The 22,576-nt window shown below is 43.0% G+C and carries 36 protein-coding genes and 4 pseudogenes; 3 read left to right on the forward strand and 37 right to left on the reverse strand.

The window, feature by feature from the left end; genetic code table 11:
• Nucleotides 1-35: 35 nt before the first annotated feature.
• The 21 genes and pseudogenes from L1D11_RS03860 to L1D11_RS22595 all read right to left on the reverse strand — a co-directional run bounded on the left by L1D11_RS03860 (nucleotide 36) and on the right by L1D11_RS22595 (nucleotide 10,571).
• The gene (locus L1D11_RS03860) at nucleotides 36-293 is read right to left on the reverse strand and encodes a hypothetical protein (protein ID WP_239832514.1); all 258 of its coding nucleotides are present in this window, start codon (nucleotides 291-293) and stop codon (nucleotides 36-38) included.
• 162 nt (nucleotides 294-455) lie between these two features.
• Nucleotides 456-848: a hypothetical protein gene (locus L1D11_RS03865; protein WP_239832513.1), complete on the reverse strand. Its 393-nt coding sequence runs from the start codon at nucleotides 846-848 to the stop codon at nucleotides 456-458.
• 67 nt (nucleotides 849-915) lie between these two features.
• Nucleotides 916-1,329 carry a GNAT family N-acetyltransferase gene (locus tag L1D11_RS03870; protein WP_239832512.1) on the reverse strand — a complete coding sequence of 138 codons (414 nt, stop codon included), beginning with the start codon at nucleotides 1,327-1,329 and terminating at the stop codon, nucleotides 916-918.
• A gap of 168 nt (nucleotides 1,330-1,497) precedes the next feature.
• A complete protein-coding gene (locus tag L1D11_RS03875) occupies nucleotides 1,498-2,079 on the reverse strand; it encodes an HD domain-containing protein (RefSeq protein ID WP_239832511.1) in 582 nt (193 codons plus the stop codon).
• 54 nt (nucleotides 2,080-2,133) lie between these two features.
• A complete protein-coding gene (locus tag L1D11_RS03880) occupies nucleotides 2,134-2,556 on the reverse strand; it encodes a GNAT family N-acetyltransferase (protein WP_102426055.1) in 423 nt (140 codons plus the stop codon).
• A 42-nt stretch (nucleotides 2,557-2,598) separates the two neighbouring features.
• A complete protein-coding gene (locus tag L1D11_RS03885; RefSeq protein ID WP_239832509.1) occupies nucleotides 2,599-3,015 on the reverse strand; it encodes a VOC family protein in 417 nt (138 codons plus the stop codon).
• 47 nt (nucleotides 3,016-3,062) lie between these two features.
• Nucleotides 3,063-3,533, reverse strand: a complete 471-nt coding sequence (locus tag L1D11_RS03890; protein WP_239832508.1) for a GNAT family N-acetyltransferase — start codon at nucleotides 3,531-3,533, stop codon at nucleotides 3,063-3,065.
• 10 nt (nucleotides 3,534-3,543) lie between these two features.
• Nucleotides 3,544-3,936 (reverse strand): glyoxalase/bleomycin resistance/dioxygenase family protein, encoded by a 393-nt coding sequence (locus L1D11_RS03895; protein ID WP_239832507.1) that lies wholly within the window; start codon nucleotides 3,934-3,936, stop codon nucleotides 3,544-3,546.
• A gap of 27 nt (nucleotides 3,937-3,963) precedes the next feature.
• Nucleotides 3,964-4,503 carry a GNAT family N-acetyltransferase gene (locus L1D11_RS03900; protein WP_239832506.1) on the reverse strand — a complete coding sequence of 180 codons (540 nt, stop codon included), beginning with the start codon at nucleotides 4,501-4,503 and terminating at the stop codon, nucleotides 3,964-3,966.
• A gap of 121 nt (nucleotides 4,504-4,624) precedes the next feature.
• A complete protein-coding gene (locus L1D11_RS03905; RefSeq protein ID WP_239832505.1) occupies nucleotides 4,625-4,981 on the reverse strand; it encodes a hypothetical protein in 357 nt (118 codons plus the stop codon).
• Nucleotides 4,982-5,052: 71 nt separating this feature from the next.
• The gene (locus tag L1D11_RS03910; protein WP_239832504.1) at nucleotides 5,053-5,388 is read right to left on the reverse strand and encodes a 5-carboxymethyl-2-hydroxymuconate isomerase; all 336 of its coding nucleotides are present in this window, start codon (nucleotides 5,386-5,388) and stop codon (nucleotides 5,053-5,055) included.
• A 63-nt stretch (nucleotides 5,389-5,451) separates the two neighbouring features.
• Nucleotides 5,452-5,886 carry a GNAT family N-acetyltransferase gene (locus L1D11_RS03915; protein ID WP_239832503.1) on the reverse strand — a complete coding sequence of 145 codons (435 nt, stop codon included), beginning with the start codon at nucleotides 5,884-5,886 and terminating at the stop codon, nucleotides 5,452-5,454.
• A 45-nt stretch (nucleotides 5,887-5,931) separates the two neighbouring features.
• Nucleotides 5,932-6,348 (reverse strand): GNAT family N-acetyltransferase, encoded by a 417-nt coding sequence (locus L1D11_RS03920; RefSeq protein ID WP_239832502.1) that lies wholly within the window; start codon nucleotides 6,346-6,348, stop codon nucleotides 5,932-5,934.
• 32 nt (nucleotides 6,349-6,380) lie between these two features.
• Nucleotides 6,381-6,788: pseudogene (locus L1D11_RS03925) on the reverse strand (VOC family protein).
• Nucleotides 6,789-6,861: 73 nt separating this feature from the next.
• Nucleotides 6,862-7,314, reverse strand: coding sequence for an NUDIX pyrophosphatase (locus L1D11_RS03930; protein ID WP_239862028.1), 453 nt, complete (start codon nucleotides 7,312-7,314; stop codon nucleotides 6,862-6,864).
• Nucleotides 7,315-7,369: 55 nt separating this feature from the next.
• Nucleotides 7,370-7,668, reverse strand: a pseudogene (locus L1D11_RS03935) (NUDIX domain-containing protein); the annotation flags it as partial.
• Nucleotides 7,669-7,785: 117 nt separating this feature from the next.
• The gene (locus tag L1D11_RS03940; protein WP_239832500.1) at nucleotides 7,786-8,613 is read right to left on the reverse strand and encodes an NAD-dependent epimerase/dehydratase family protein; all 828 of its coding nucleotides are present in this window, start codon (nucleotides 8,611-8,613) and stop codon (nucleotides 7,786-7,788) included.
• Between the two features lie 142 nt (nucleotides 8,614-8,755).
• Nucleotides 8,756-9,244, reverse strand: coding sequence for a GNAT family N-acetyltransferase (locus L1D11_RS03945; RefSeq protein ID WP_239832499.1), 489 nt, complete (start codon nucleotides 9,242-9,244; stop codon nucleotides 8,756-8,758).
• Nucleotides 9,245-9,324: 80 nt separating this feature from the next.
• Complete coding sequence (locus L1D11_RS03950; RefSeq protein WP_239832498.1) at nucleotides 9,325-9,942, reverse strand: RraA family protein; 618 nt, start codon at nucleotides 9,940-9,942, stop codon at nucleotides 9,325-9,327.
• Between the two features lie 2 nt (nucleotides 9,943-9,944).
• Nucleotides 9,945-10,358, reverse strand: coding sequence for a GFA family protein (locus L1D11_RS03955; protein WP_239832497.1), 414 nt, complete (start codon nucleotides 10,356-10,358; stop codon nucleotides 9,945-9,947).
• 78 nt (nucleotides 10,359-10,436) lie between these two features.
• A complete protein-coding gene (locus L1D11_RS22595) occupies nucleotides 10,437-10,571 on the reverse strand; it encodes a hypothetical protein (protein WP_275665906.1) in 135 nt (44 codons plus the stop codon).
• Nucleotides 10,572-10,889: 318 nt separating this feature from the next.
• Between L1D11_RS22595 and L1D11_RS03965 the strand changes: the two are divergent.
• Nucleotides 10,890-11,153: pseudogene (locus tag L1D11_RS03965) on the forward strand (site-specific integrase); the annotation flags it as partial.
• A 213-nt stretch (nucleotides 11,154-11,366) separates the two neighbouring features.
• A pseudogene (locus tag L1D11_RS03970) lies at nucleotides 11,367-11,848 on the forward strand (transposase); the annotation flags it as partial.
• Between the two features lie 316 nt (nucleotides 11,849-12,164).
• Here the strand turns inward: L1D11_RS03970 and L1D11_RS03975 are convergent.
• The 11 genes from L1D11_RS03975 to L1D11_RS04025 form a co-directional block, all read right to left on the reverse strand.
• On the reverse strand, nucleotides 12,165-12,554 hold the full coding sequence (locus tag L1D11_RS03975; protein ID WP_275665909.1) for a GFA family protein: 390 nt from the start codon (nucleotides 12,552-12,554) through the stop codon (nucleotides 12,165-12,167).
• Nucleotides 12,555-12,557: 3 nt separating this feature from the next.
• Entirely contained in the window at nucleotides 12,558-13,067 is a 510-nt protein-coding gene (locus L1D11_RS03980; protein ID WP_239832495.1) for a GNAT family N-acetyltransferase, read from the reverse strand.
• Between the two features lie 29 nt (nucleotides 13,068-13,096).
• On the reverse strand, nucleotides 13,097-13,561 hold the full coding sequence (locus tag L1D11_RS03985) for a cupin domain-containing protein (RefSeq protein ID WP_008217680.1): 465 nt from the start codon (nucleotides 13,559-13,561) through the stop codon (nucleotides 13,097-13,099).
• Nucleotides 13,558-14,115, reverse strand: coding sequence for a DUF6817 domain-containing protein (locus tag L1D11_RS03990; protein ID WP_239832494.1), 558 nt, complete (start codon nucleotides 14,113-14,115; stop codon nucleotides 13,558-13,560). The genes L1D11_RS03985 and L1D11_RS03990 overlap by 4 nt, the downstream gene beginning before the upstream one ends.
• A 167-nt stretch (nucleotides 14,116-14,282) precedes the next feature.
• Entirely contained in the window at nucleotides 14,283-15,050 is a 768-nt protein-coding gene (locus L1D11_RS03995) for an alpha/beta fold hydrolase (protein WP_239832493.1), read from the reverse strand.
• Between the two features lie 459 nt (nucleotides 15,051-15,509).
• Nucleotides 15,510-16,388: a transglutaminase-like domain-containing protein gene (locus L1D11_RS04000; protein WP_239832492.1), complete on the reverse strand. Its 879-nt coding sequence runs from the start codon at nucleotides 16,386-16,388 to the stop codon at nucleotides 15,510-15,512.
• Nucleotides 16,389-16,518: 130 nt separating this feature from the next.
• Nucleotides 16,519-16,947: a GNAT family N-acetyltransferase gene (locus tag L1D11_RS04005; RefSeq protein WP_239832533.1), complete on the reverse strand. Its 429-nt coding sequence runs from the start codon at nucleotides 16,945-16,947 to the stop codon at nucleotides 16,519-16,521.
• A 220-nt stretch (nucleotides 16,948-17,167) separates the two neighbouring features.
• Entirely contained in the window at nucleotides 17,168-17,776 is a 609-nt protein-coding gene (locus L1D11_RS04010; RefSeq protein ID WP_239832491.1) for a sugar O-acetyltransferase, read from the reverse strand.
• Nucleotides 17,777-17,864: 88 nt separating this feature from the next.
• A complete protein-coding gene (locus L1D11_RS04015; RefSeq protein ID WP_239832490.1) occupies nucleotides 17,865-18,245 on the reverse strand; it encodes a VOC family protein in 381 nt (126 codons plus the stop codon).
• A gap of 75 nt (nucleotides 18,246-18,320) precedes the next feature.
• Nucleotides 18,321-19,028 (reverse strand): pseudouridine synthase, encoded by a 708-nt coding sequence (locus L1D11_RS04020; RefSeq protein ID WP_239832489.1) that lies wholly within the window; start codon nucleotides 19,026-19,028, stop codon nucleotides 18,321-18,323.
• Nucleotides 19,010-19,171, reverse strand: coding sequence for a hypothetical protein (locus tag L1D11_RS04025; RefSeq protein ID WP_008224207.1), 162 nt, complete (start codon nucleotides 19,169-19,171; stop codon nucleotides 19,010-19,012). Before L1D11_RS04025 ends, L1D11_RS04020 begins: the two co-directional genes overlap by 19 nt.
• Before the next feature lie 182 nt (nucleotides 19,172-19,353).
• On the opposite strand from L1D11_RS04025, the gene L1D11_RS04030 reads away from it, so the two are divergent.
• The gene (locus L1D11_RS04030; RefSeq protein WP_239832488.1) at nucleotides 19,354-19,755 is read left to right on the forward strand and encodes a YkgJ family cysteine cluster protein; all 402 of its coding nucleotides are present in this window, start codon (nucleotides 19,354-19,356) and stop codon (nucleotides 19,753-19,755) included.
• 30 nt (nucleotides 19,756-19,785) lie between these two features.
• Here the strand turns inward: L1D11_RS04030 and L1D11_RS04035 are convergent, their stop codons facing one another.
• From L1D11_RS04035 to L1D11_RS04055, 5 genes are all read right to left on the reverse strand, one after another.
• Entirely contained in the window at nucleotides 19,786-20,187 is a 402-nt protein-coding gene (locus L1D11_RS04035) for an NUDIX domain-containing protein (RefSeq protein WP_239832487.1), read from the reverse strand.
• A gap of 202 nt (nucleotides 20,188-20,389) precedes the next feature.
• Nucleotides 20,390-20,770, reverse strand: a complete 381-nt coding sequence (locus L1D11_RS04040) for an STAS/SEC14 domain-containing protein (RefSeq protein ID WP_239832486.1) — start codon at nucleotides 20,768-20,770, stop codon at nucleotides 20,390-20,392.
• A 108-nt stretch (nucleotides 20,771-20,878) separates the two neighbouring features.
• Nucleotides 20,879-21,481 carry a class I SAM-dependent methyltransferase gene (locus L1D11_RS04045; protein ID WP_239832485.1) on the reverse strand — a complete coding sequence of 201 codons (603 nt, stop codon included), beginning with the start codon at nucleotides 21,479-21,481 and terminating at the stop codon, nucleotides 20,879-20,881.
• A complete protein-coding gene (locus L1D11_RS04050; protein WP_239832484.1) occupies nucleotides 21,474-21,995 on the reverse strand; it encodes an HAD family hydrolase in 522 nt (173 codons plus the stop codon). Before L1D11_RS04050 ends, L1D11_RS04045 begins: the two co-directional genes overlap by 8 nt.
• A 42-nt stretch (nucleotides 21,996-22,037) precedes the next feature.
• Complete coding sequence (locus tag L1D11_RS04055) at nucleotides 22,038-22,538, reverse strand: GNAT family N-acetyltransferase (protein WP_239832483.1); 501 nt, start codon at nucleotides 22,536-22,538, stop codon at nucleotides 22,038-22,040.
• Between the last annotated feature and the right edge of the window lie 38 nt (nucleotides 22,539-22,576).

The following is a 22,576-nucleotide window of genomic DNA, read 5'->3' on the forward strand; positions in this document are numbered from 1 at the left end:
AAGTTAGGTATCGAATGAAACCAAATCCAATAATATCAATGCCATGACTTGGTGCCGCACTTCTCACACTGATATTGATATTTTTGGTCTATGAAAAAGCCAGGCGTGTCTTTGTCGTCTTTAAAGAACAGGTTTACGATATACTCCACTAACATCCCTATTTTCCACTGTCTTGCTTCTGATTCCGCTTGCTCCTTTTGCTCCTCAACAGAGCTGCTCATAGCAAGGTGTGGAGTCATTGAGTTACAGTTTTCACAGTAATATGGGTGCTTAATGTATTTACTATCAATCATTTATATAAACCAATGTGCATTTATAAAGTTGATTGCATAGTAACAAGCTAACGTTGGATTATCTAACTTATTATATTGATCGACGTCTCATAGCATGTACTTACGCAGCACAGGGCGAAGGTAGTGCCATGGCTAATGTGTCAACTTGCTAAAGAAGGTTAACTATAAATCGAGCTTCTTAACTTTGACGGAATATGTCCACACGTCACTCTCGCCATCACCAAAGCTCATACTCGCTTCACCGCCCTCATACTTGAGCACGAAGTCTGGCATCTCACTGTAGCTTGATCCACTTTCATAAGTGCATGACATCGTGGCCGATAGAAGAATCGTGTTTTCATCACCTTCAGAGAGCGTTCCAGTATACGAACACTCATCAACGCTCGTGGTAAGCGTCTGGCCAAAGTAATCAAACTTAACCGATGGAAAGTCGCGCTTTAGGGATTGCTCTACCACTGTAACGGTCATTTCATAACTACTGCTTGGTAATTCACTGTCAGCGAATACACTGCTTGATAGGCCAAGCAGCGATAGCGCCAAGATTCTATTTTTCATTAATTGATGTGTTCCTTTTAAACTTGAGGCTCTTTGCATAACATCATGCTAGAGCCACAAGCTTTTATTACATACGCTTGGGTGGAAACTTCTTTGTCATGCCTTGGCTAGAAGGAGATACAAGCTTATAACCGAGTTTCTCATAAAACACCGGTTCATCAGCAATCATGGAAACATACGACCCTTCCAGTGCAACAGAAGATAGGTAATTATCGATGTATTCCATCACTTTTCTGCCCAAGCCCTGCCCTTGATAGATTGGATCGACAGCGACATCAACCACTTCAAAATTACATGCACCATCACCGACAACACGCCCCATCGCAATGAGTTGGTCACCATCTCGAATAGAAATGCCGTATAAACTATTTGGTAAAGCGATTGTGGCTGCCTTCAGTGACTTCGGTGATAATTTTGCTTTCACTCGCATCTCACAAAACTCGGCTGGATTTGGGACTTTTTCTTCGTAATTGAACGCCATTCTTACTACTCCTTTTAATGAGCTGTGAGAATACACACGGCAACTGTATAAATAAACAGTACCTCGATATTTTGATGAGAATGTCACAATCTAAAGGGCATATCAGCGCCTAAAAGGTGTGGATGATGTCATTCCTTTTCCATCACCCTTGGCAATCTGGATTTAAATTTACTTCAATAACCCTTGTTCGGCGGCCGCTTCAAGTTGAACTTCGAGTTCACTCCACAGTGCCTTGCTGCCTTTAGAAATGCGTTCACCGTTAAATGTCAGTACCTTATCTTTAGATATATTGTGCTTCTTCCAGCTATGACCGCCGCCATGGATGTTATGAAGTAAAGGGGGCACTCTATCAATCGCTTTACCGAATCTCGCTTCCGGTGACTCACCCGCTTCAAATTCTAGCCATAACTCCAAATATTCGGATCTTAGATGGCTCGGCAATGACTCAAGCAAACGCTCAACACAATTTCTCTCTTTAAGTTTGTTTTCTTCCGTTTCACTGGCGTAGATGATCGTGTCACCCGCATCGATTTCACCGAGATCGTGTATAAGCAGCATCTTCATCACTCGGGTTATATCGATCTCTTCATTCGCGTAGTCTTTCAACATCAGAGCACTCAAACAGACATGCCAGCTATGCTCAGCGGAGTTTTCATAGCGATCCAGGCCAACTGGCTTCGTTTGTCTATGAACATCCTTCAACTTTTCCACTTCAGCCATGAATTGCAAAATGCCTTTGATTTCTTCCACGATACGCTTCCTTAACTTGAATTGATGTTTTAGATATACGACTGATGCACAGGGTTACAGTGAACGTCTTTCCCCCCACCGAACCGACATCTTGTAGTAAGAGACTCCTGATTTTTGGAATTCAACGCCTTCAACCTGCATCTCAAACCTTTGATAGAAACCCAAAGCGGTTGTGCGAGCATCACACCAAAAATAACTCACTTTATCCGCTTGTAGATCTTTGATGATGTGCGCGATCACCTTAGAGCCAACACCCTGCCCTTGGTATTCTGGCAATGTAGCGAACTTACGTAGCCTGGCTTGCTTCCCTTGAACGTAAACAGACGCAACACAAACTAATTGGTTATCAATATAAGCACCATAATGCGAGGCATGCTCATCGCCTTCTACCGCACAAAACGACATTGGTTTGTTTGGCCAGAGTACTTGGTGACGAATGGGCAGCACGTTATCCGCTGAAATTTTGGTTATGTCCATGTTGCTCCGGTGCTATTTGGTGTTGGCTTGTAAGATTCAGGTTTATCGATTTGCCATTGGGTGGTCTGGGTTTAATTGCAGAAGATCCCATAGGTTTCCATAAAGGTCTTCGAATACCGCCACTGTTCCGTAGGCTTGCTCTTTCGGCTCTCGAACGAATTTGATTCCCAGAGACACCATGCGTTCATAGTCACGCCAAAAATCATCGGTATTTAAGAAGAGGAACACACGGCCACCAGCTTGGTTGCCGATAAAATCCAATTGCTCGGGCTTGGAGGCTCTCGCTAATAATAAGCTCACACCGTGTGAATTAGGTGGAGCAATAACAACCCAACGCTTATCTTCTTCTGGTAAGTAGGTATCTTCGATAAGCTCAAACTTGAGTTTGTTCACGTAGAAGTCTAGGGCTTCATCGTAGTCTTTTACGACAAGTGCAATATGGACAATGTCCTGTTCCATAACATACCTTGTTGGGTTTTAGCTCAATATAAACTCGTTTCATTTAACTAAGCAATTCGCCTACGCATAATGAACTGTGGGCCAGCAGCGCCGCCTAGGTACTGTTCATTGGTATCTTCAAAACCACCTTTAACATAGCAGTTATAAGCTGCGGGGTTTTTACAATTAACCGTTAAGTAAATCCAATCATACCCTTCATAATTAGCTGCTAGATAAGGAAATAAAGCTTTCACCGCGCCCGTCCCTAGCCCCTTGCCTTGTTGGTTTTTGTCAAGCGCAAACGCCCTTAAGCCAATACTACCTTCAGGGCAAAATTTGTAGCCAGCCGGGTAAGCAACATCAAGCTTAAAGAAGCCCACCACCTCACTGCCATCTTTGATAATATGTAGATGCGTGGTCTCGCTGCCGTCTAATAGAAAGTCCGCGGCTGTTCCTGCGAATTTAACCTGCTCATCTGCGAGCTGAATTTCGTTAACTTGCTCAATATGAGCATCATTAAGCCTTTGGATAGTGATCATTGTTATTCCTCTATTCGCTATCTAGTCGTGTCTCATTACAAGCGATATTTTTACGAATGCCGCGTAAACCAATCAGATTTCCAAAAGGGTCCTCGACTTGGCACATCGTTAATCCGCCCTCGATCTCCATTGGACCTCTGTATAACTGAGCTCCAATTAACTGAAAATGCAAAAGTGACTTGTCAAAATCCTCTGTAGACCAATAAAGGACTGTCCCCTTTTTGCCAGAGCCAACTTTCTCATCCGCTTGCACAATCTCAATAGAAAAACCATCGATATCTAGAGTCGTAAAGTCAGAAGACGGATGATAGTTGGCGACAGACTCTGGAAAGGCGGCTTGATACCAACTCAGTCCCTGCTTGATGTTTGGAACATGAATGAGAATTGCTATCGGTCTACTCAAGTTAGCCTCCTGATTGACGTGGGCCTGTCACCCTTGAGTTTCCAAGGTCATTGTTAGTTCAGACACCGACTGACCATCAATTCGATAGTAGTCTTCCATTTCGCCAACAATCGTAAACCCTGTTCTCAAATAAAGATTTTTAGCCGGAACGTTGTTTGACAACACATTAAGGTCTAGCCAATCAATCGCTTCGTTTTCTCGGCAATATTGAGTCACCACATCCATTAGCTTGGAGCCTAAGCCTTGCTTCCTCACACTGCTGTCGACCCCCATGCCAAGCAATACCCGGTGAGAACAGTAATTACCATTATGATGGCGCAAATCGATATGGCCGCGGATAGCACCATTCGAATCTTTAGCTAACCAAATTTTTCGCCAGCCATTCTCTCCAAACTCAAACTTAAACCCATCAGAAAAGCGAGCTTTATGTGCTTCCGACATTTTACACTCTGACTTTGAGACTGGTTGGAATAGCGGTGTCTCTTCTAATGCGATTTCTGACAACTGTGTATCCAGATATACGAACAAACTCTCTAAATCAGAGTGTTGTGCTTCTACTATTTTCATTACTACTCCTATTCCAACTTCGCCTCAAATGGCAGAAATGTTTTATCGCGTTACTCATCGAGCATCGTTAATGCCAAGCCTAAAGAATCAACATCAATTCAAAGCAATGCCCACGTGTCAGTTAAAACTCGTCACAGGTATCGCGAGAGCTCATATCTGGAAATTCAAAATTCAGATTATTATCGTCTTCCAAGATAAACAGAACACGCCCATTTTCAACGCCCGTTTCATTTCTATCTGAACACCCAAGGAAGAGCTCCCAGTCGAACGCATATTCAAGACGATACTGGTTATGATTCACATGTTGCACGCTTTTGATTTTGATTCCGTTGACCACATGTGCCATATCATCGATGTACGACAGGTCTGGAACCAGTTTGTCCTCAAATTTACTCTTATTGTCAGTTAAAAAGTCGGCCAGCTCAGAGCATAGTTCTGGGCCATGAACCAAAGGTTGAGATTTATGGATAAACAACATTTCCCAATATTCCTGTAGCGAGTTGGAATGAAGATACAAAAATCAGCGTATAAAATGCGACTTCCGGCCTGTTAGACAATGACCTTTGCATAACTATTTCTGTCCATATCTACCACCTCAACGGTGATCGATGCTCTGCTGAGGGACAAAGACAGCAATTGCGTCATCACTGTCTCAGAAAGCATGGCTTTGTCTGTGTCACTTCGGCCAGACAATATACGCACAGTCACATGGATAAAGTCTTCTTTTTCAGCACCCGTTTGGTAGTTCTCATAAGCAATACTTCGAACTTTGATGTCTCGCCCGTCTGCTTCGAATAACTCTGAGTTAAGCGCTCCTAGAAACACTTTACTGTTCAGTTGCTCGGCGTTAATCGTCGACGAGTGTTCAATAATACAATGAGGCAAATCTTGCTCCTTAGGTTAACCTAGTTTTAGCTATGTGCTACTTTTGCTGACAAAATAGAACCGTTAGGCATTACTGTTACCCGAGCTATTAAACGAGTACATCCGCACTTCATCACGTGGAAACCAGCCTAACTTTTCATAGAATTTTTGAGCGTTAATATTATCGTTATACACGAATAAATGTGTCTTGGGGACACCTACTCCAGCCAATGCGTTAACCGCTTCAGTTACTAGTTGGCAACCTAGATTTTGTCCTCTAAATCCAGTACTTACCGCTAGATGCTGCAAATAGCCGCGACGGCCATCCGTCCCAACTAAAACCGCACCAACAACTCCTTGTTTAGACTCTGCAACGAAGCTCAAGCCAGGGTTGCGCTCTAGATAGATTGCAATGCTCTGTTTTGAATCTGCATCGCGAATACTCATGCCTTCGGTTTGGCACCATAGCTCTATCACAGAATCATAATCGGCGATGCACATCTCTCGAATTTTAATCACTTCACTTTCCTTATGCCTGTTTGTGTTCGTCCTTGGCTTATATGATTACTCTGTTAGCGACTTGGTGAGAAACGCTAATGATGAGTCTAAAGGGTAATTCTCAAGCACCATTTGGCATTGGTAGCCATGCTTCTCATAAAAAGGTTTCGCTTGAAAGCTTAACGTGTCGACCAATGATGACGTACAGCCTTGGGACTGTGCGTACTCTTCTAATCGTTGCAGCAACTGGCTGCCGACCTGCTTGCCTCTCATTGAGTCATCGACCCAAAGAAATTTGATCAATAGCCAGTTTCCCCAAAGATCCGCAATAACACCACCAACCTTAACATCCCCTTCCATGGCGTAATAACCCACTTGTAATTTAGGTATGCCCTCAAGAAATGGCGTATTGTATTTGATTAGGCCGGAGCGAATTTCTTTAATATCGTCATTGGAAGGATCGATATATAATTGGTATTCCATTGACTTCCTCTCCTTGATTAACGGCTTATGTGTTAACTAATATCTTGGCAAAACCTAAAAAGGTAACCGTCTGGAGTTTGAACGATGAACTGCTTCTGAGTCGCGATGGAATCACCACATTGATAAGACTTTGACTCTGACGCTAAGTAAATAGAATCAGCAGCGCTTTCGTTAACTCTCTGATATAGAGGTTCGATATCGATAACTTCCCATTGAAAGTTAACCCCACGCCCTAAAGGATATTCCAGATCGCCCGAAAGCCATTTTCAACTTTTGCCCGCAATCCCTTCAAGCATCACATCAACACCATCAAGCGTTAGATAAGCAAACTCCTCATCTGGGCGCTCGTATTTCACATCAAACCCTAACACATACACAAAAAAGGATTTGCTCACATTAATATCGAAACAATAAAGCTCTGGAACTACTCGTAATGTCATGAATTACCTATTCTCTAAATAGCGAGAGATTAGTAAGAATCCAATCAGGATTTCTACTCTAATATCGAGTTAACTAATCTGTGTACTTTAAGCTTGCTTTGTAAAGCCTTTCGCTGATCTCCCAAAGCGCGTTTCTGTTTGAATCATATGTTAGAAGTTCACTGGCTTCTCGGTAATTACACCAACGGTAATCTGTGTGTTCACTTGATAGTTCAGGATCTTCTGTGACTTTAACTGAGAAGGAATGCTCAGGAATGACGAATGGATGCTCAGTCCAATTGTGATTCCCAGCATAAAAGACTTTCGGAAGCATGCACATTGAATCGAGCAACTGCCAGCTACAACCGACTAGTTGAGTCTCCTCAAATAGCTCTCGTTTTGCTGCCTCAAGTAATGATTCATCATCTTCGCCACCACCCGAGATTGCCTGCCAAACACCATTGTCACTTCTGCGTGCGATTAAAAATCGAGGTTTCATGTCAACTATTTGATAGGGAAAAATTAAAACTTGAAAAGGTGCTCTCATGACTTTCTCTCCAATCGTTCACGTTTTACTGCGCTAACTTGCCAAGGATGGCCGGCTCAGTCACCTCTGGTTCACCGCTAACGTCAGAAGCAACAACAAACAGCGTTATGTAATGCTTGTTGTCTTTCTCAAAAATATCATTGGTGAAAGACAGCTTCTCAAATGCACCAACAACTAAGCCAGTCTCTTTAAGAGTTTCACGCTTGGCACACTCTTCAATGCTTTCCCCCATTCAAGGTGTCCGCCCGGCGTTGCCCACGTATGAGCCCTGTGAGAACCAATTCGTTCTCCAAGTAGCACTCGCCCTTCACGTAGAATAACCACAGCGACACCTACTCTTACTTCCTGGCTCACTTAAAACTCCTTAATTCTTACAAAGTGACAAACGCACAGCTAAGTGACTAACAATGCTGAGATTGCGTTCAAACTTACCACTGACGCCAAGCCGAGTTAAATACCAAATGTTGAGAATCACGTTTGGATACTTCGTTTTATGTAGTCTTCAACCAACTCGATAGGCTCAAACGAAGAACTAATTGGTAGTTTTAGATTCAGTTGTTCAATACCAACGGCCATAGAACCATTTTCTGATTCAAACTCTTCCCAACTGATCTTTCTCACTTTTGTTACAGCTTTTGCAGCCAGTAAGAGTTGAGCAAACTCTACAGGGCTATAGCCTTGAGTCTCTGCGATAAAATGCTGCTTTTCTAGCGTTCGACCTTCCGACAATAATAAATAGAACTTCGCAATGTCGTAGACATGAATATATTGGTTAAAGCCTATAGACGGCATAGCTACTTGAATCGTTTGGCTAGCGAAAGATTCTACAATTCGTTTTAGCTGACAATTCTCACCGCCATAAACCAAACTAGGACAGTAAACGATGTGCCACCTGTTTCTAATAGCGCTATGTATCGCTTCTACGTCTAATCTAACGGCATCCAAGGGTTTCAGTCTAAACTGTTTCAAATCAGCGCTAGAGGCATTGCCAAAGAGCCAAACACCTGATGTATGTATCTTTGTTGCGCCTTTAGCGGCAAGTCGGTCTAACTCAGAGAGCAACTTCTGCTCCACATCGGCAATTTCATGTGCTGAGAATTGTGACCAATGTGGACGCGCACAATTCACAACCACCTCAAAGAAGCCTTCAAAATCAGCTCTGTCTTCTATCAACCCTACTCTAAGAGGAGTGATGATTTTGTCTCTACCGTATGTAAAAACTTCAAATCCACTTTTTGCGAATAGCGATGTAACGTGACGACCAATGTATCCACTAGCCCCTGCAATTAATACTTTCATTCTTTCCCTGAACCTTGCATACATGAAGCTCTAGATTTACTTCTAAGCCAGAACATCACACTCAACGGCTAAGTCTTTCCTGTTATCCAGTCGAGAGTTATCAACCAAGCGTCGTTATTTTCATAGTTCTCTTTTGATTTTTTCACGAAACGCCCATTACCCAACGGAAATAAGGTCTTTGGCCATCCATTCGCTCAACCTCTGCACCCAACCTTTTGTAGAAATCATGCGCTTTCTTATTGTTCGGACTTGCCGTCCATGAGATGTGAGAGGCGAGTGATGACTCCGCTTGTGACTTTAAAGCCAACATAAGTTCACGGCCATACCCTTTTGATCTTTGATTCCCTGTAACCAATAGGTCGTCAAGCCAGATTGATGGCTCTCCACTGAAGGATGAATATCGATAGTGATACAATGCGAAGCCAAAAGGCTCACTATTCCGTTCCAATATTAAAGCATGGGCAAATGCGTAATCACCAAATAGTGTACGTTCGATTTTCTCTATAGTTGTCGAGATTTCACCGCTAAACCCTTTCATACTTTGGTCAAAGTCAGCTTTTTGTGCAATAAACTCTAACAATACACTTGAGTCTTCTTTCGTCGCAGTCCGTACGATCACTCTCTTCTCCATGGATGAATTTATTCGTTGTCGCCTAACGCCTGTTAATTGATGAAAAATGCCACGCGTTACAAATCGGATTTCTGCACCAATTAAGTTTTTTGTTTCGCGGACGTTATTGCTTGGGCTATTTTAGCCCTGTGATTTGCTTTCCACTCAGCGAGCGTTAATGACACCTCTTTACTTGCTTTCTTTGAAGCCATTAAAAACACTTCGTCTTTCTTTGATTTAGGAATAACGACAATACCTTCTACATCAGCAACAATGATATCTCCCGTAGAGACCTTTGCTCCCCCGCAAGTGATTGGAGCGCCCAATTCAGAATAAACCTCTTTCTTTCCCGGTACTGGATGAACACCTTTCGCAAAAACTGGAAACTTCATATCTGAAATTTCACTCAAATCTCGAATGACACCATCAATAATAAAACCTTTGATACCTCGACTCTTAGCGACTGCGCAGACATTACCACCAGCTACTGCATATTCGCTATCAACTCCATCCACTACAATGATGGAACCTTCTGGTGCTTCGTATATGGCTGAATGAAGCATTAAATTATCACCAGACGTTAACTGGACAGTAAACGCTTCTCCACAAATTCGCGGCATTCCCTGCCAAAGAGGACCAATACTAAAGTTAATAAAGTGATCGTTACTTAGTATGTTTCCGTACTCGGTTGTCGCTAGTTTAGAAAAATCTGGCTTCATATTTACTCTCCACTTTCAAAGTGAGAAAATACTTCTGCACCAGTCATATTTTGTGTTTCATTCTTAAATTCATAGTATTCGGGCTTTTCATCGATGAATATCTGATGAGTTAACTTGTAGTCATCCCCAGACATCAATAAACCGACAGGAAGGTGGTACTGATTATTTGGCACCAAAAAGTAAAACAAGTGAGTACCACATTTACCGCAGAACCCCCTCTCAGCCCAATCGGACGACTGATATCTCACTACATTTGATTCACCTGAGATTTTAACTGAATCAGCGCAATCAATGACTAACATCGGACCGCCAGACCAATTTCTACACATGCTACAATGACAAGCGCCCAATTCATTGCTGGCGTACTCCACTTCCAACTCAACCGAACCACATAGGCACTTTCCTTTACCATTCATAAATCCTCCAATCGTTGCAATGTGTGTAAAATGAATAGCAGATAACGCCTTTTCTACCGATGACTTAATAAGAAAAGGCTATTTTTTGTTTCCCTTCTCCGACAGATACGCTGCATACTGTTTAGAGATCCATTTATGAATATGAAGCCCTGTTTTACGGACAAGATAGCAATCTATCGCAACTAGAATCACCAAACCGATTACAGTTCCCATTATAAAACCTCCATGCTCATTGAAATGTCACTCTACCAAATAGTTAAGAAAGGCACCGTGAACCTAAACAAACTATTCAGACTAGATATGGATAGTTAATTTAACTCTAGAACAATTGCAGAGACATAACATCGTTTAACTGGTGAGCAACGCAATACCGAGGCCACCTAAAACACGCAACGCATAGTAAAAATGCCACGCGTTGCGAATCACTCTTAAATACTTTGTTGAACGAAGCCTCTGCGCGGCAGAGTAAAGACAGCAAAAGCCATACTCTTGTAACACCATCACCCTAATGGTCGTTGACAGAAGTAACTTATGAATTCCAACGAGTTAGAATGCTACAACAGACTTTATGAACAACACCTTACCAACCTTAAGCTGCAAGGTAAACGACCTGCGACCATTGATGCCTATTCTCGTGCAGTTCGTCGGATCACCGCTCATTTCGATCGGGTCCCTGAGACATTAACCACGGCCGACCTCAAACAGTTCTTCGCGTCTCTTATTCAAACTCACTCGTGGAGCACCATTAAACTCGACCGTAACGGCTTACAGTTCTTCTGTCGCTATACGCTCGATAAACAGTGGGAATGGCTCAATATCGTCAAGCCGCCACAAGTGAAACGACTGCCCGACATACTGACACCACAGCAAGTCAGCTCTCTGATTACTTACACTCGACAGGCACGTTATCAGGTGTTTTTTCTTACTCTGCACAGCATGGGGTTGCGTCTTGGTGAAGAACTCAACCTCACGGTTCACGACATCGAAAGCCAAACGATACGCGCTCACATACGTGAAGACCGCAGTGAAAAGCTGGAGTTCTGGCCATTGGTACTTAAAGTGTTGGAATATGTTCGTCCTAAATATGCTTGCGGCCGTTGCGAGAAAACAGAAGACAACAGCCGCATCGTTCAAAAGCCAGCGCCACAAAGCATCATCCCTAAAAGCTTTGCCACAGAAAGCTTGTTGGCCAACATCATCCTAGGCAAATATCAATACGCGATGCCACTTTACCGCCAGAGTCATTGTTTACCCAGTCGGGTATCGAACTCTCACGAACCACCATGGCGAGATGGATTATCCAAGTCAGTAAGAAGTTCGCCCCGCTGTATGCAGCCTTGAAAGAGCACCTACTTCAACAAGTGGTGGTTCAGGCGGATGAAACGCCACTCAATGTCCTCAAAGAAAATAAGCAGTGTTACATGTGACTGTACTGCTCGGGCGCGGACTCACCAGGAGCCGCGCTGACTAACGTGAAAAATATTACCTTGTAAGACTACATAGTCAAGCGCATGCAGGAACTGGCGAAAGCAGAGCCAAATATTGATGCACTGCTACCTTGGAACTTCAAACACTGACAGCTCGCCCCGTGGGTTCATAGGGCAGATACAAAGCACGACTCATGCAGCTGGATATTGAACTGAGTAGTGATGCACATTATTGGGTAAGAACACTCATAAGATGGGTGATGATGTAGGTACCATGGTGGTTAAGTTCGGACGACTTTGTAGAACAAAAGAAGAGAGTCCGCTTGATGAATCCACTTCTAATGAAACTGTTTAACAGTCATTAAATCCCTTTATGAAGTTATTTCCTGCTTAGCGCTAACCAATCTTGTTCACTTGGCATTGTTTCAAATTGGGGAATTCCATCGTTAATAAAACCTACGTCCCAATTAGCGTGAGAACCAATATAAACATGGGCGGCAACTTTTGTATGTACCGCCTCACACAACAAACCAGCTGGAACCCAATAAGAGTCACCGCTAGAGCTAATGTTGGGTGCAGGGCTACCGCACTGAGAACAAAACTCCGATTTAAAGCCCGAATGAGTAGTGAAGGAACTAATTTGATGCTCACCCGTACACCATTTAAAGTGTGACTCTTTTATAATCAAAGCTGAGTTTGATGAAGAACCCGACACTTGGCGACACAATGAACAGCAACATTGATAAATAAGTGATAATACGCCTGACAGCTCTTAAACTTGATATTCAGCCATTGCTAAACGGTACTCCACAGTATTTGCGTTACTAGAGGTTATCTCTTGAAAGCCCAACTTCTTCAACACCGAAGCGCTTTTGTGATTCCAAGAGTGAACACCAGCCCAAATTTCACCTTGATAACCGGAACTCTGTACCTGTGATAATAGTGCTTTGCACATTTGCGTAGCAATGCCTTTACCCCAACATTTGGGGCTAACCCAATAAGCTAACGCAAGACAATTTTCCAGAGGTAGTAGCGTGACCTGACCAATAACTTGGGAGTCGTTTAAATGACGACAACTCCAAACATAGCACTTACCCTCTTCCCAATCTAAAGTACGCTCTAAACACCACTCTCGTGCTTGTTTGAGCGTTTTGATGTCTGCTAAAGGAAGCGACTTAGGGAACAAATCTGAACCTACAGATTTGAGCAAGTAAACAGCGTCATCAACGACCACTGGCCTAAATGTAAGGTCTAAGCATTCGAATTGTCTTGTGAATGTCAAAACTCCCTTCCTATCTAATATGAAAAAGGCTAATAGCGCGTGCCGTCCTTTCTGCATGCCACCCAATTACCAGAACTTGCTTCTACCCACTTAAAATCGTCGTCCGGGTAATGAGCTTTATCACCTGCTACGCGGCTACCTATAACAATAAACTTTGCCTGTTTGTCACTTCGGTTTACTAAATGATGCCCATTCTCGACACCACCGGGAAAACCAACGCACATTCCTCGCTTCATAACTTGCTCACCGCCGTCCATGATTAAGCACAGCTCACCTTCAAGCAAATATAGGAACTCGTCGGATTTTGTGTGCCAATGCCTTAAAGCTGATTGCGCATTGGGTTCAAGTATCTCTAGGTTCACTCCAAACTGGGTTAAGCCAAATAGGTCTCCCAGCCCCTTGCATTCAGAGTCCCCCAGAATTGATTTGTATGGCTCTGGAAACGGGTTAAAAGTGTCACCTATTAAGCTTGCAGTATCTTTTACTTTCGTCATATTTTTCCTAGAGTGGGATGTGATGCAAAGCTCGACAACGCAGATTGATAAGCTTTTCTAGCCTCGAGGCTTAGGAAACTATCCATGCGATTAAACAGTTCGAATAACTCGGTGCCGTAAGTGTGCTTGAATTTTTGGTTGCTATAAACAAGCTCAAGCTCATTCGCAACAGTCAACTCACAAAATGCCTTTAACCTGGCCCCCTCAAGTTTGAATATTGAATCGGTAAATCGGTCTTTAAATTGGATTTCTAGTACTTTGCCGAATTGTGGAAACACATAGTCTCGGTCACACGAGCAATACAGATAAACTAAAGCTTCTTCATCACTGCCAATAATTCGAGCTATTTCCTGTCTCTGGCTTAATGACACCATATGTTCATCGAACCCTGCGGTTCCATAAGCTGCATGGAATAGACCTGCGATTTGCAGTAATTCGCTACTGCCCCAGTCCATCAGAACTTTTTCAGTTCCTTTTAGGTGTGCTTCCAACGAACCGTTTAGGTGCTGAAAGTCTCCTGCACCAAGTTCCTGAAGCATTCCAAACTTATCCATAAACTTCAATTTCCTTTTAGGTCACAAGGGATAAAATACGCCTCTGTAACATTCAACTGAACCCTTCACCCCAAACAGAAGCACCAAGCCTTATGAATCAGAATGGCGTTAGTTGTTAGCTATCTTGTCGTCATAGCTATCTTTTCGTTACAGATATACGTGGTAGATTACAGATGTTTATTTAACCATCTTATCGTATGGTCACGCATATCATTTGGAAAATAATGAGATTCATCAGCTAAATAGAACTCAATTTCAGTATTCGCGTTACCGTATTTACTCCTCACGCTTTTATAAAATTTTTCAGCGAAATTGGAAGGAACCCAGTCATCTTTCCTACCATTGATGAGCAACATGGCCCTACTTTCATTGTTTACAAGATGAAGATATGGATCGATCTCGGCCATGTACTGAATAGCTCGCTTCTCATCATCACTAAGAACCTTACTCGCCGAACCCGCTTCTAAGGCGAACATCTCCAAACCGACGAAATCAGGAGAACCAAGAATAGGCACCGCAGCTTTAATCTGGTTATTTTGAGTCAGCGAATAGAATGTAGACATTGCCCCCATTGAAATGCCGACAAGGGCTATTCTTGATGGGTCAATCCGAATATCTTCTTGATAATGTTTAATGAGTGTATCAATGTCGTTTGCGTTCTGCTTGATAACCTGTGTCACCCTTTTAATAAAACGCGAGTGGCTATCCATGCTCTGAGCATTGCCATCATTCCTCTCACCGTGGCTATCTGAATCAAAACAGATGACTGAATACCCCTGAAGAGCCAAATTTAACACGAGATTAGAACCTTCATATTTATCATTGTTCCAACCATGACAGATGATGACTAAAGGGCTTTTCACCCACTCTTTATTGGAATAAAGCAAGTGTACAATCTCACCTAAATCAACTTTTTCGACTAAAACACCTTCCATAATTCCCCTTGTATTTTACATCTTCGTATACGAATATCATGAACCGTCAGGTTTTTAATACGAGCTTGACTAACCACCAGTAAACTGTGCTCGAGTCTAGGGTGCGTTGACCTTTCGTGGTTAAATTTCGTTCGGATGGGGACACCTAGTCAAAAGCGTTTTAATCGCGGCGAGGGAGAAGTAGCCTAGTCATTCTAAGCAAACCTCCCTCAACAAAGAGTAAAACGCTTTTTGCGGGGGCGCCCAGCTCGAACCCTTCGAGCAGTGTTTGCTGCAAAAATCAGCTCAAAAGATCAACATGCCCTAATAACGCAATCAAAAAGTAAATGTCGACTTAGACATTTGATTATGAACTCAGCAATTCCAAAAGCTTGATGTCTTCACCGCCAGGACCAGCATAGAAAACAACCGTGCTTACCACCTCTCCACTTCTACTTTCTTGTTTTACGCATCCAATTGCTAAAGTGAAGCATAGAGCTCCGTTAAAGTCGGAAACTTAGAGCAATCCCAATCACTTGGAAGCTTTATTTCATTGCACAACTCAACTAACTTAAGAGCTTTGGCGCTATCCGAAGAACAACTAACATCGGCAAGTTCATCGAGCAGAGTTAATTCATGCTCTCCAGAAATAGGGCTTATGAATTTAGGCAGTATCCCCCACCCTGTATCCCACGTATGCATTTCAAATTTTGATAATGCATATAAGTCACGAATTAGGCTCCCTTTGATAAACGCTAAGCCTTTAAAATCTCGAAAACCAAAATTGTCAGCCGACTCCACGTTTTCGCGACATAACTTCCAAGCCTTACCTGCTACGATAAAGTTTGATGATGGTACATCACACGGATCAAATTCAAACTGCAAGACTTGGCGGTGAACGTCGTCTAACTGAGCATCCACGGCTAACCATCCTTTCTCTTTGTCCCAAAACTCGCACACCCAGTGATCTTCAAAATGGTTTTGAGCTAAATAAGTCGCAAACCCACTCCTTAGCCGAGCTGGTACTCCTTTTGACCTCAAAATAGAGCAAACCAGTAGTGAGAAGTCTCTACAAATACTGATAACTCTATGCCCAGGTTTCTTGAACACGTGAGAAGGTTCGCCTGATTTCGACATTGCTAAAGAGACTAGATCTTTAGCATACCGAGTCTGCATTTCTGTCAGCTTGTTTAACGGTTCAGCCTCAACACCGTAGTGCTCTAACCAATACGAGTGAATAAGATTCCCTTGAACAAACTTACATATACCCTCTATATCATCAGATATTTTACTGATATCTAACAGGCCATTAGGGAGCTCTGTAAACTCCGTATTTTCTATATAGTCGTTGATAACCATCTGTTTTTAAGCCTTTTTAGAAATACGCGCTAATACATATGGCGCCTAGTTATGATGTGAGGCACGCAACAACAACACCCAAATTGAACATGGTAAACACGTAACCCGATCCAAACTAAAATTGCCAAGCCTATGACTCACGGTAAACATCTGGGTGCCAAATCTGCATTAGTATCTCTGGATTTTCAATTGGTTGGAAACCGTATTGTGCGTACAAACCGTGAGCATCTCTTGTTGCTAATACCATACGCCTTAAACCTTGAAGATCCCGGTGAGACACTATGTTTTCTAGTAGCCACTTACTCAAACCTCTTCCTCGGTGATTCTCCAATACGAATACATCAGCAAGGTAAGCAAACGTAGCTTTATCTGTTATCAAGCGAGCGAAGCCTACTTGAGAATCATGATTGTCATAAACACCAAAACAAAAGGAATTTGAAATTGCTTTTTCTAGGATATGCTTTGGTATCCCACACGCCCAGTAACTCTCTGATATAAAACCGTATATCACCTCCAAGTCGAGATACGATTTATCTGTGCTGATTTTGTATCCCTGCACCATTTTTTCCTCCTTGAGGCAACAGCTCTATTAAACAGAAGAATTCTGTATTCAAATGCAGAATTCTTCTGTCTAGTTTCTACCGTTCACACTTCATATGCAATCTAGCCAAAATATAACAGTGACTTATATCACAGCTAGAGTTGGCGTTATAGAAAGTACGGAATCTTTCTGTCTAGTATGACCAAACGCCCAACATAAAGAATCTGGTCAAGATAGCTTACTTCAGCTCTTCTGGAATACGGCAGTCTTTATGGTAGTACTCTCGGTCGCGCTCGTTGATTTCTCTCACTACTTTGCAAGGGTTACCAACAGCAACCACATTGGCTGGGATGTCTTTCGTGACTATGCTGCCAGCGCCAATTACCGAGTTTTCACCTATGGTAACGCCCGGTAACACAACCGTGTGTGCGCCAAGCCATACGTTGTTGCAGATACGTACAGGAACATTGAACTGGGCGGCTTTGAGCCTGAGTTCTGGGCTGATGGGATGTGTGCCTGTCGCGATGGTTACGTTAGGTGCAATCATTACGTTATCACCAATGAATACGTCAGTGTCGTCAACAAGCGTTAGGTTGAAGTTTACGTATACATTGTTACCTAAGTGAGTGTGACGCCCCCAGTTAGCATGCAATGGCGGCTCTATGTAACAACCCTCGCCGACTTCTGCGAACAGTTGCTTCATGATTTGTTGGCGTTTTTTACCTTCACTCGGGCGAGTGTGGTTGAAATCGTACAGCACTTCTAAACATTGCGTTTGCTCTGCGACCAGAGCAACGTCATTACAGTAATAAACGTCTTGGCTGTGCATTTTTGCCTTTATATCCATGTTTGAACCTATTTGATAATTACCGAAGAACGGCATAAATAAAGCGACATATGGATAATTTGAAGCGTTTCATTGGTCTCAAAACAAGTTAAGAGTTACGCGGCCTTATGTTCTCGGCAACGCGCCATAACACGCCACTTGGGTCAGTGATACAAAACTCAAGCATTCCCCAAGGTTGCTCAACAACCTCGGTAACGGTTACTTCAAATTCCGCCATTACATTAGAGTTTTGTACGTGCTGATACCAACTTTTTACGTCCTCTACGAGCAAGTGCATCATGTAATTGTGACAGTGCGCAGATTCATAAAAATCTTGTAAAAGGAATGCATAATCACCGTGACGAAAATAAGCGATATCATGGAACTCAGACATGAGCTCAACCCCCAGAGCTTGATAAAATCGCTTAGATAGGTCGAAATCTTTTGCGGGCACAAACGATTTTATTTCAGTGACTTTGAGGTTTCCCATGACAAACAATTCCTTCTGTTTTGAAGCCCAGAAGTATCGCTGAGCTTTGTGCATTATGCTTAAGTTTGTTTTAGGTTACTGGCCGAAGGAGTTAACTTCATCTTCAGTGAGGTAACGCCAGTGGCCTTCTTCAACATCTAAACGGACATTGCCTATTTGTTCTCTATGTAGCCCAACCACTCGGTTACCAACAGCAGCAAACATTCGCTTAACTTGATGAAACTTACCCTCGGTGATGGTTAAGAGCACTTCTTTTGGGCTAATTACTTCTAGTTCTGCCGGGCGAGTAAGGTTCTTCTCACCTTGCAGCGGAACCCCTGCTTTGAACTTATCAGCGACATCGTCTTTAACATCGCGTGACAATGTCACGCGATACACCTTTTTACACGACTTCGTGGGCAATGTGATGTTGAAAGACCAACGACCATCATCGGTGATTAACACTAATCCTGTGGTATCAGCATCTAAACGCCCTGCGATGTGCAGTTCAGACGCTTTATCTAACTCTAAATAATTGAAAAGAGATGGATACACTTCGTCGATATTGGAACAGATGGTGCCTGCTGGCTTGTGCATCAAGATATAACGAAACGCGCGTAGCGTTAATGCGTCACCATTCAGCAAGATGGTGTTACTTTCGTGTACTTGAGTAGATTCATCGAGCACGACTTCACTGTTTACACTAACCTCACCATGATGAATGCTTTCAATGGCTTGTGACTTAGTGAGGTCTTTGCTTTTACAAAGGTATTTATCAAGGCGCATTAATCGTCGGCACCACATTTAGCACAAGGCTTGTAAGTGCGCTCTCCTTGTTCAATCACCACATAGTCGCGCACACAGTTTTCACATAACGCCAGTTTTGGATAAGCGTCTTTCTGTTTCTTTGCGTTAATGTCGCCTTCAGTGGTGTAGATCGTTCTCATTTGGAGCCTTTGTATTAATCACTTATGAAGCCAAATTGTATCACTGTTTATGGTGGTGCGTCGGTTCACTTTGCCAATGGTTGTTTGCGCCTCGCGCTATTTCTAAGCTCTGGACAACAAAATCAACGTGCCACGCGTATCAGTGGTAACATTAAAAGTGTCAGCCAACGAAGAAGCCAAGAATGAAAGATTGTAATCAATGCGGAAAATGCTGCATCAAATATGGAGATGGCGACCTCGCCGCCACTCAAAAAGAGATTGATTTGTGGGAACTGTTCAACCCGGACATCTTTGAATATGTTCGCGGTGGTGAGATTTGGTTCGATCCTCAATCCGGTGAACGTTTAGCTCGTTGCCCGTTTCTCGAACTTGTCCCGAACAAAAACACGAACGCTCAAGCCAAATACACCTGCAGTATTTACTTAGACCGCCCAGAGGATTGCCGACATTACCCTAGCCTAATCAATGAGATGGTCAGGGATGAGTGTGAGATGATTGAGGTGGTGGATCTGGAAGATACGAAAAAGGCTCAAAGAAAACTCGACCTTTTAATGAAAGGAAGTCGCCCTTCAAGCTTTTCATAATTGTGATCTGTGGGGGAGCTGAACTCGTCGTTACGACAAGTACTGATTCTCTTCTAACCAATCTAGCGCGACCAGTGCCGCCAATGAACATACTTCTCTGTCATTGCCATCGACAAACTTAAGTTCTTCGATCTCAGCGTCTGGTGATAGTTCGCCCGTGTAGTCAGCAGCGTAACAAGTTAGTTGCACAGAGACGCCTTCCGCTTTGCCATCAGCTTGGCCAGTAAACGTCTCAACGTATTTGATTGAATCCGCTACTAAATCGACTGAAATCTCTTCTTTGATTTCACGAAGCAATGCTTGCTCATCACTTTCAACCGCTTCGCGTTTTCCGCCCGGTAAGTAAAACAGTTCTTTGCCTTTTGATCTTACCATCAGCAGCTTGCCATCTTGAATAAATATCCAAGCGAGCTTATCAATTACCTTATTCATGTTAATAGACCTTGTTATTGTGCTTATTATTCTAATTAAAGCGACGATATCGCATGGGCGGTATGTTACCTGCGGCACTCAGGATATTCTATTGAATTACTTAATAAATGATATTGGAAGTCGATGAATGACAGCCTTCAACGCGGTTCGTTAAAGGTGAACGCTTACCGCTGGCTGTCATTTGAAATAAGATGTGATGAAACTAATCAACAAGCCACTCAATGGCAGAGCCGTGATCTTCGAATGATTTGATGTCCCCAGACACAAACCAGCTTCCCACTTTTGATGCCAGTTCTTGCCAACTTTTATCACCACAAATAGCGATCTTGTCTATCTTGGAGTTGAGCTCTAAACCGAGTTTGAAATCATCCCATGCGGCACGCAATTCCCACCCCGTCAGCGTTGAGATATCGACCATCATCTTTAATGCTGATGAATCGATCTCTTTTATGGTGGTTTTTAAGATCGGTATCATTGCTTGATAGTCGTCGTGCGTTAATTTGCCTTTCGCTTTGGACACGATGATGGTTTCGCCTCTAACACGCTCAATTCCAACCGATATTCCATGACGTTCGATACTCATAACCTAGCCCTTCTGTTAGAAATATAGGCTTAGCCTAGAGTATTAATTAGACAACAAATGAGAGGTTGCTTTCAAAATGAACGCACAGAAAATTTTAGTTTAACGTTACTAGGTTGAACGTCGCTTAATCGCCACAACAGAGTAAGTATGCCAATGCTTCATCTTGCCTAATGACGTAAGCGCTTGTTCGTCTCGCTCGTGAAAACGGGTAACTTCAAACGCATCGAATAAACTCAGCACTTTTGCTTTTGTGAGAGGCGTTGTGGACGTTCGGTAACCATAAGCCCAACTGTCGTCTACCCCCATGAAATCGCCCGCGAATACACCACCGATTTCAATGCTATCGGTGATTCGCTGCCACGTCTGATCGAACTGATTCGGATCTGCAAAAAATAGGCTTGAATTGGCAATGACAAGTCCGGCTCTTGGGTAGTCATAATCTTCAAATGTGCTTTGAGACACCTCGACCAACGCCTTTTGAGCAAACCTGTCTCGACATATCGATATTGCGTCAGGATTAACGTCGAAGCCATAAACTTGGTGGCCTTGCTGCTCTAAAAACGCAATGTCACTTCCTGTACCACATCCGCAGTCAATCGCGACATTTAAGCCTGACTCGTTCAGCTTCATAGCGAATTCGGTTCTTTTTGAATGAGGTTTATCTAAGGCTTTTTGATAATACTGACGCCAAATCTCTGAATGATCATCCATTGCATAACTCCAGTAGTCCGATTAGGTTTTGAACCTCAACAATAGGTAAGATTGTATCTGCAATATCGCCTTCTGTGTTGAGCCAAACAGCCTGTAAGCCAGCTTCTAGCGCTGGGTAGATATCTTTTTCTAGGGTATCGCCAATCATGGTGATCTCTTGTGGCTTTATCCCGAGTTGCGAGATGATCGCAGGATAGAAGCCCGGTTCGTATTTAGATAAGCCAATACTCGCCTTACAGAAGTAACCATCAATGTATTTCGACAGGCCAACTCGCTCAAACGCGCGGATGATGTCAGTTTTGCTTGAGTCGGCCGCATTAGTAGCGATGTAGATGTTGTGATGCTTGGACATCTCAGCGAGTAAAGCTTGTGCTCCACTCACTCCTTTTACGGTTTCCCAGTCACACATTTTCCCTTGCGCGTCTGGGAAGTCGATCATTAAGGTGTTGCCCCAATCAAATAAGACTGTTTTGGTCAGCTTGGTTGCAGCCGTTGATTTTGTACCTTTGTTCATCATGCCTCCCGCATCGATGATGTTCCAAATGTTTTACAGTACTTATAAGAATTTCTCGATAAGAATCTCGTCAAAGTACTGCTCACCTATCTTGGCGTGTTTCTTTGCAATCCCGACAGTTTCAAAGCCTTGTTTGAGGTAAGCCGCCAATGCTCGTTCATTGTCCGCTCTAACATAAGCAAAAAGCTTTTCATAGCCTTTGACTTTTGCGACTTCGAATGTATGTTCAAATAACTGTTTTGCAACGCCTTGCCCACGGCTGTTTGCGTCAACATAAGTCCCAATAATACCCAAGTGGTCAAAGGCTTTCGTATATGAGGCAAACGGCTCTACGTTTTGAAAACCAAGCAGGTCACCAGTCGTTTCATTGACAGCAACACTGAATACACCTCGCTCTGGAAACGAGTCAATAAATGCCTTTTCTTCTTCGACCGTAAACGTCTTATCCAAGATAGTGTAACGCGCTTCAGTGATAATTGGATTCAATACCTCAATTATGCCTTGAGCATCGCTTACTACGACTTGTCTGACTGTTAAGTTCATACTTTCTCTACCTTTTTTTTGTTTGGGCAGATTCTAGC

Source organism: Vibrio sp. Isolate32 (genome assembly GCF_022397955.1).
Lineage (GTDB): Bacteria > Pseudomonadota > Gammaproteobacteria > Enterobacterales > Vibrionaceae > Vibrio.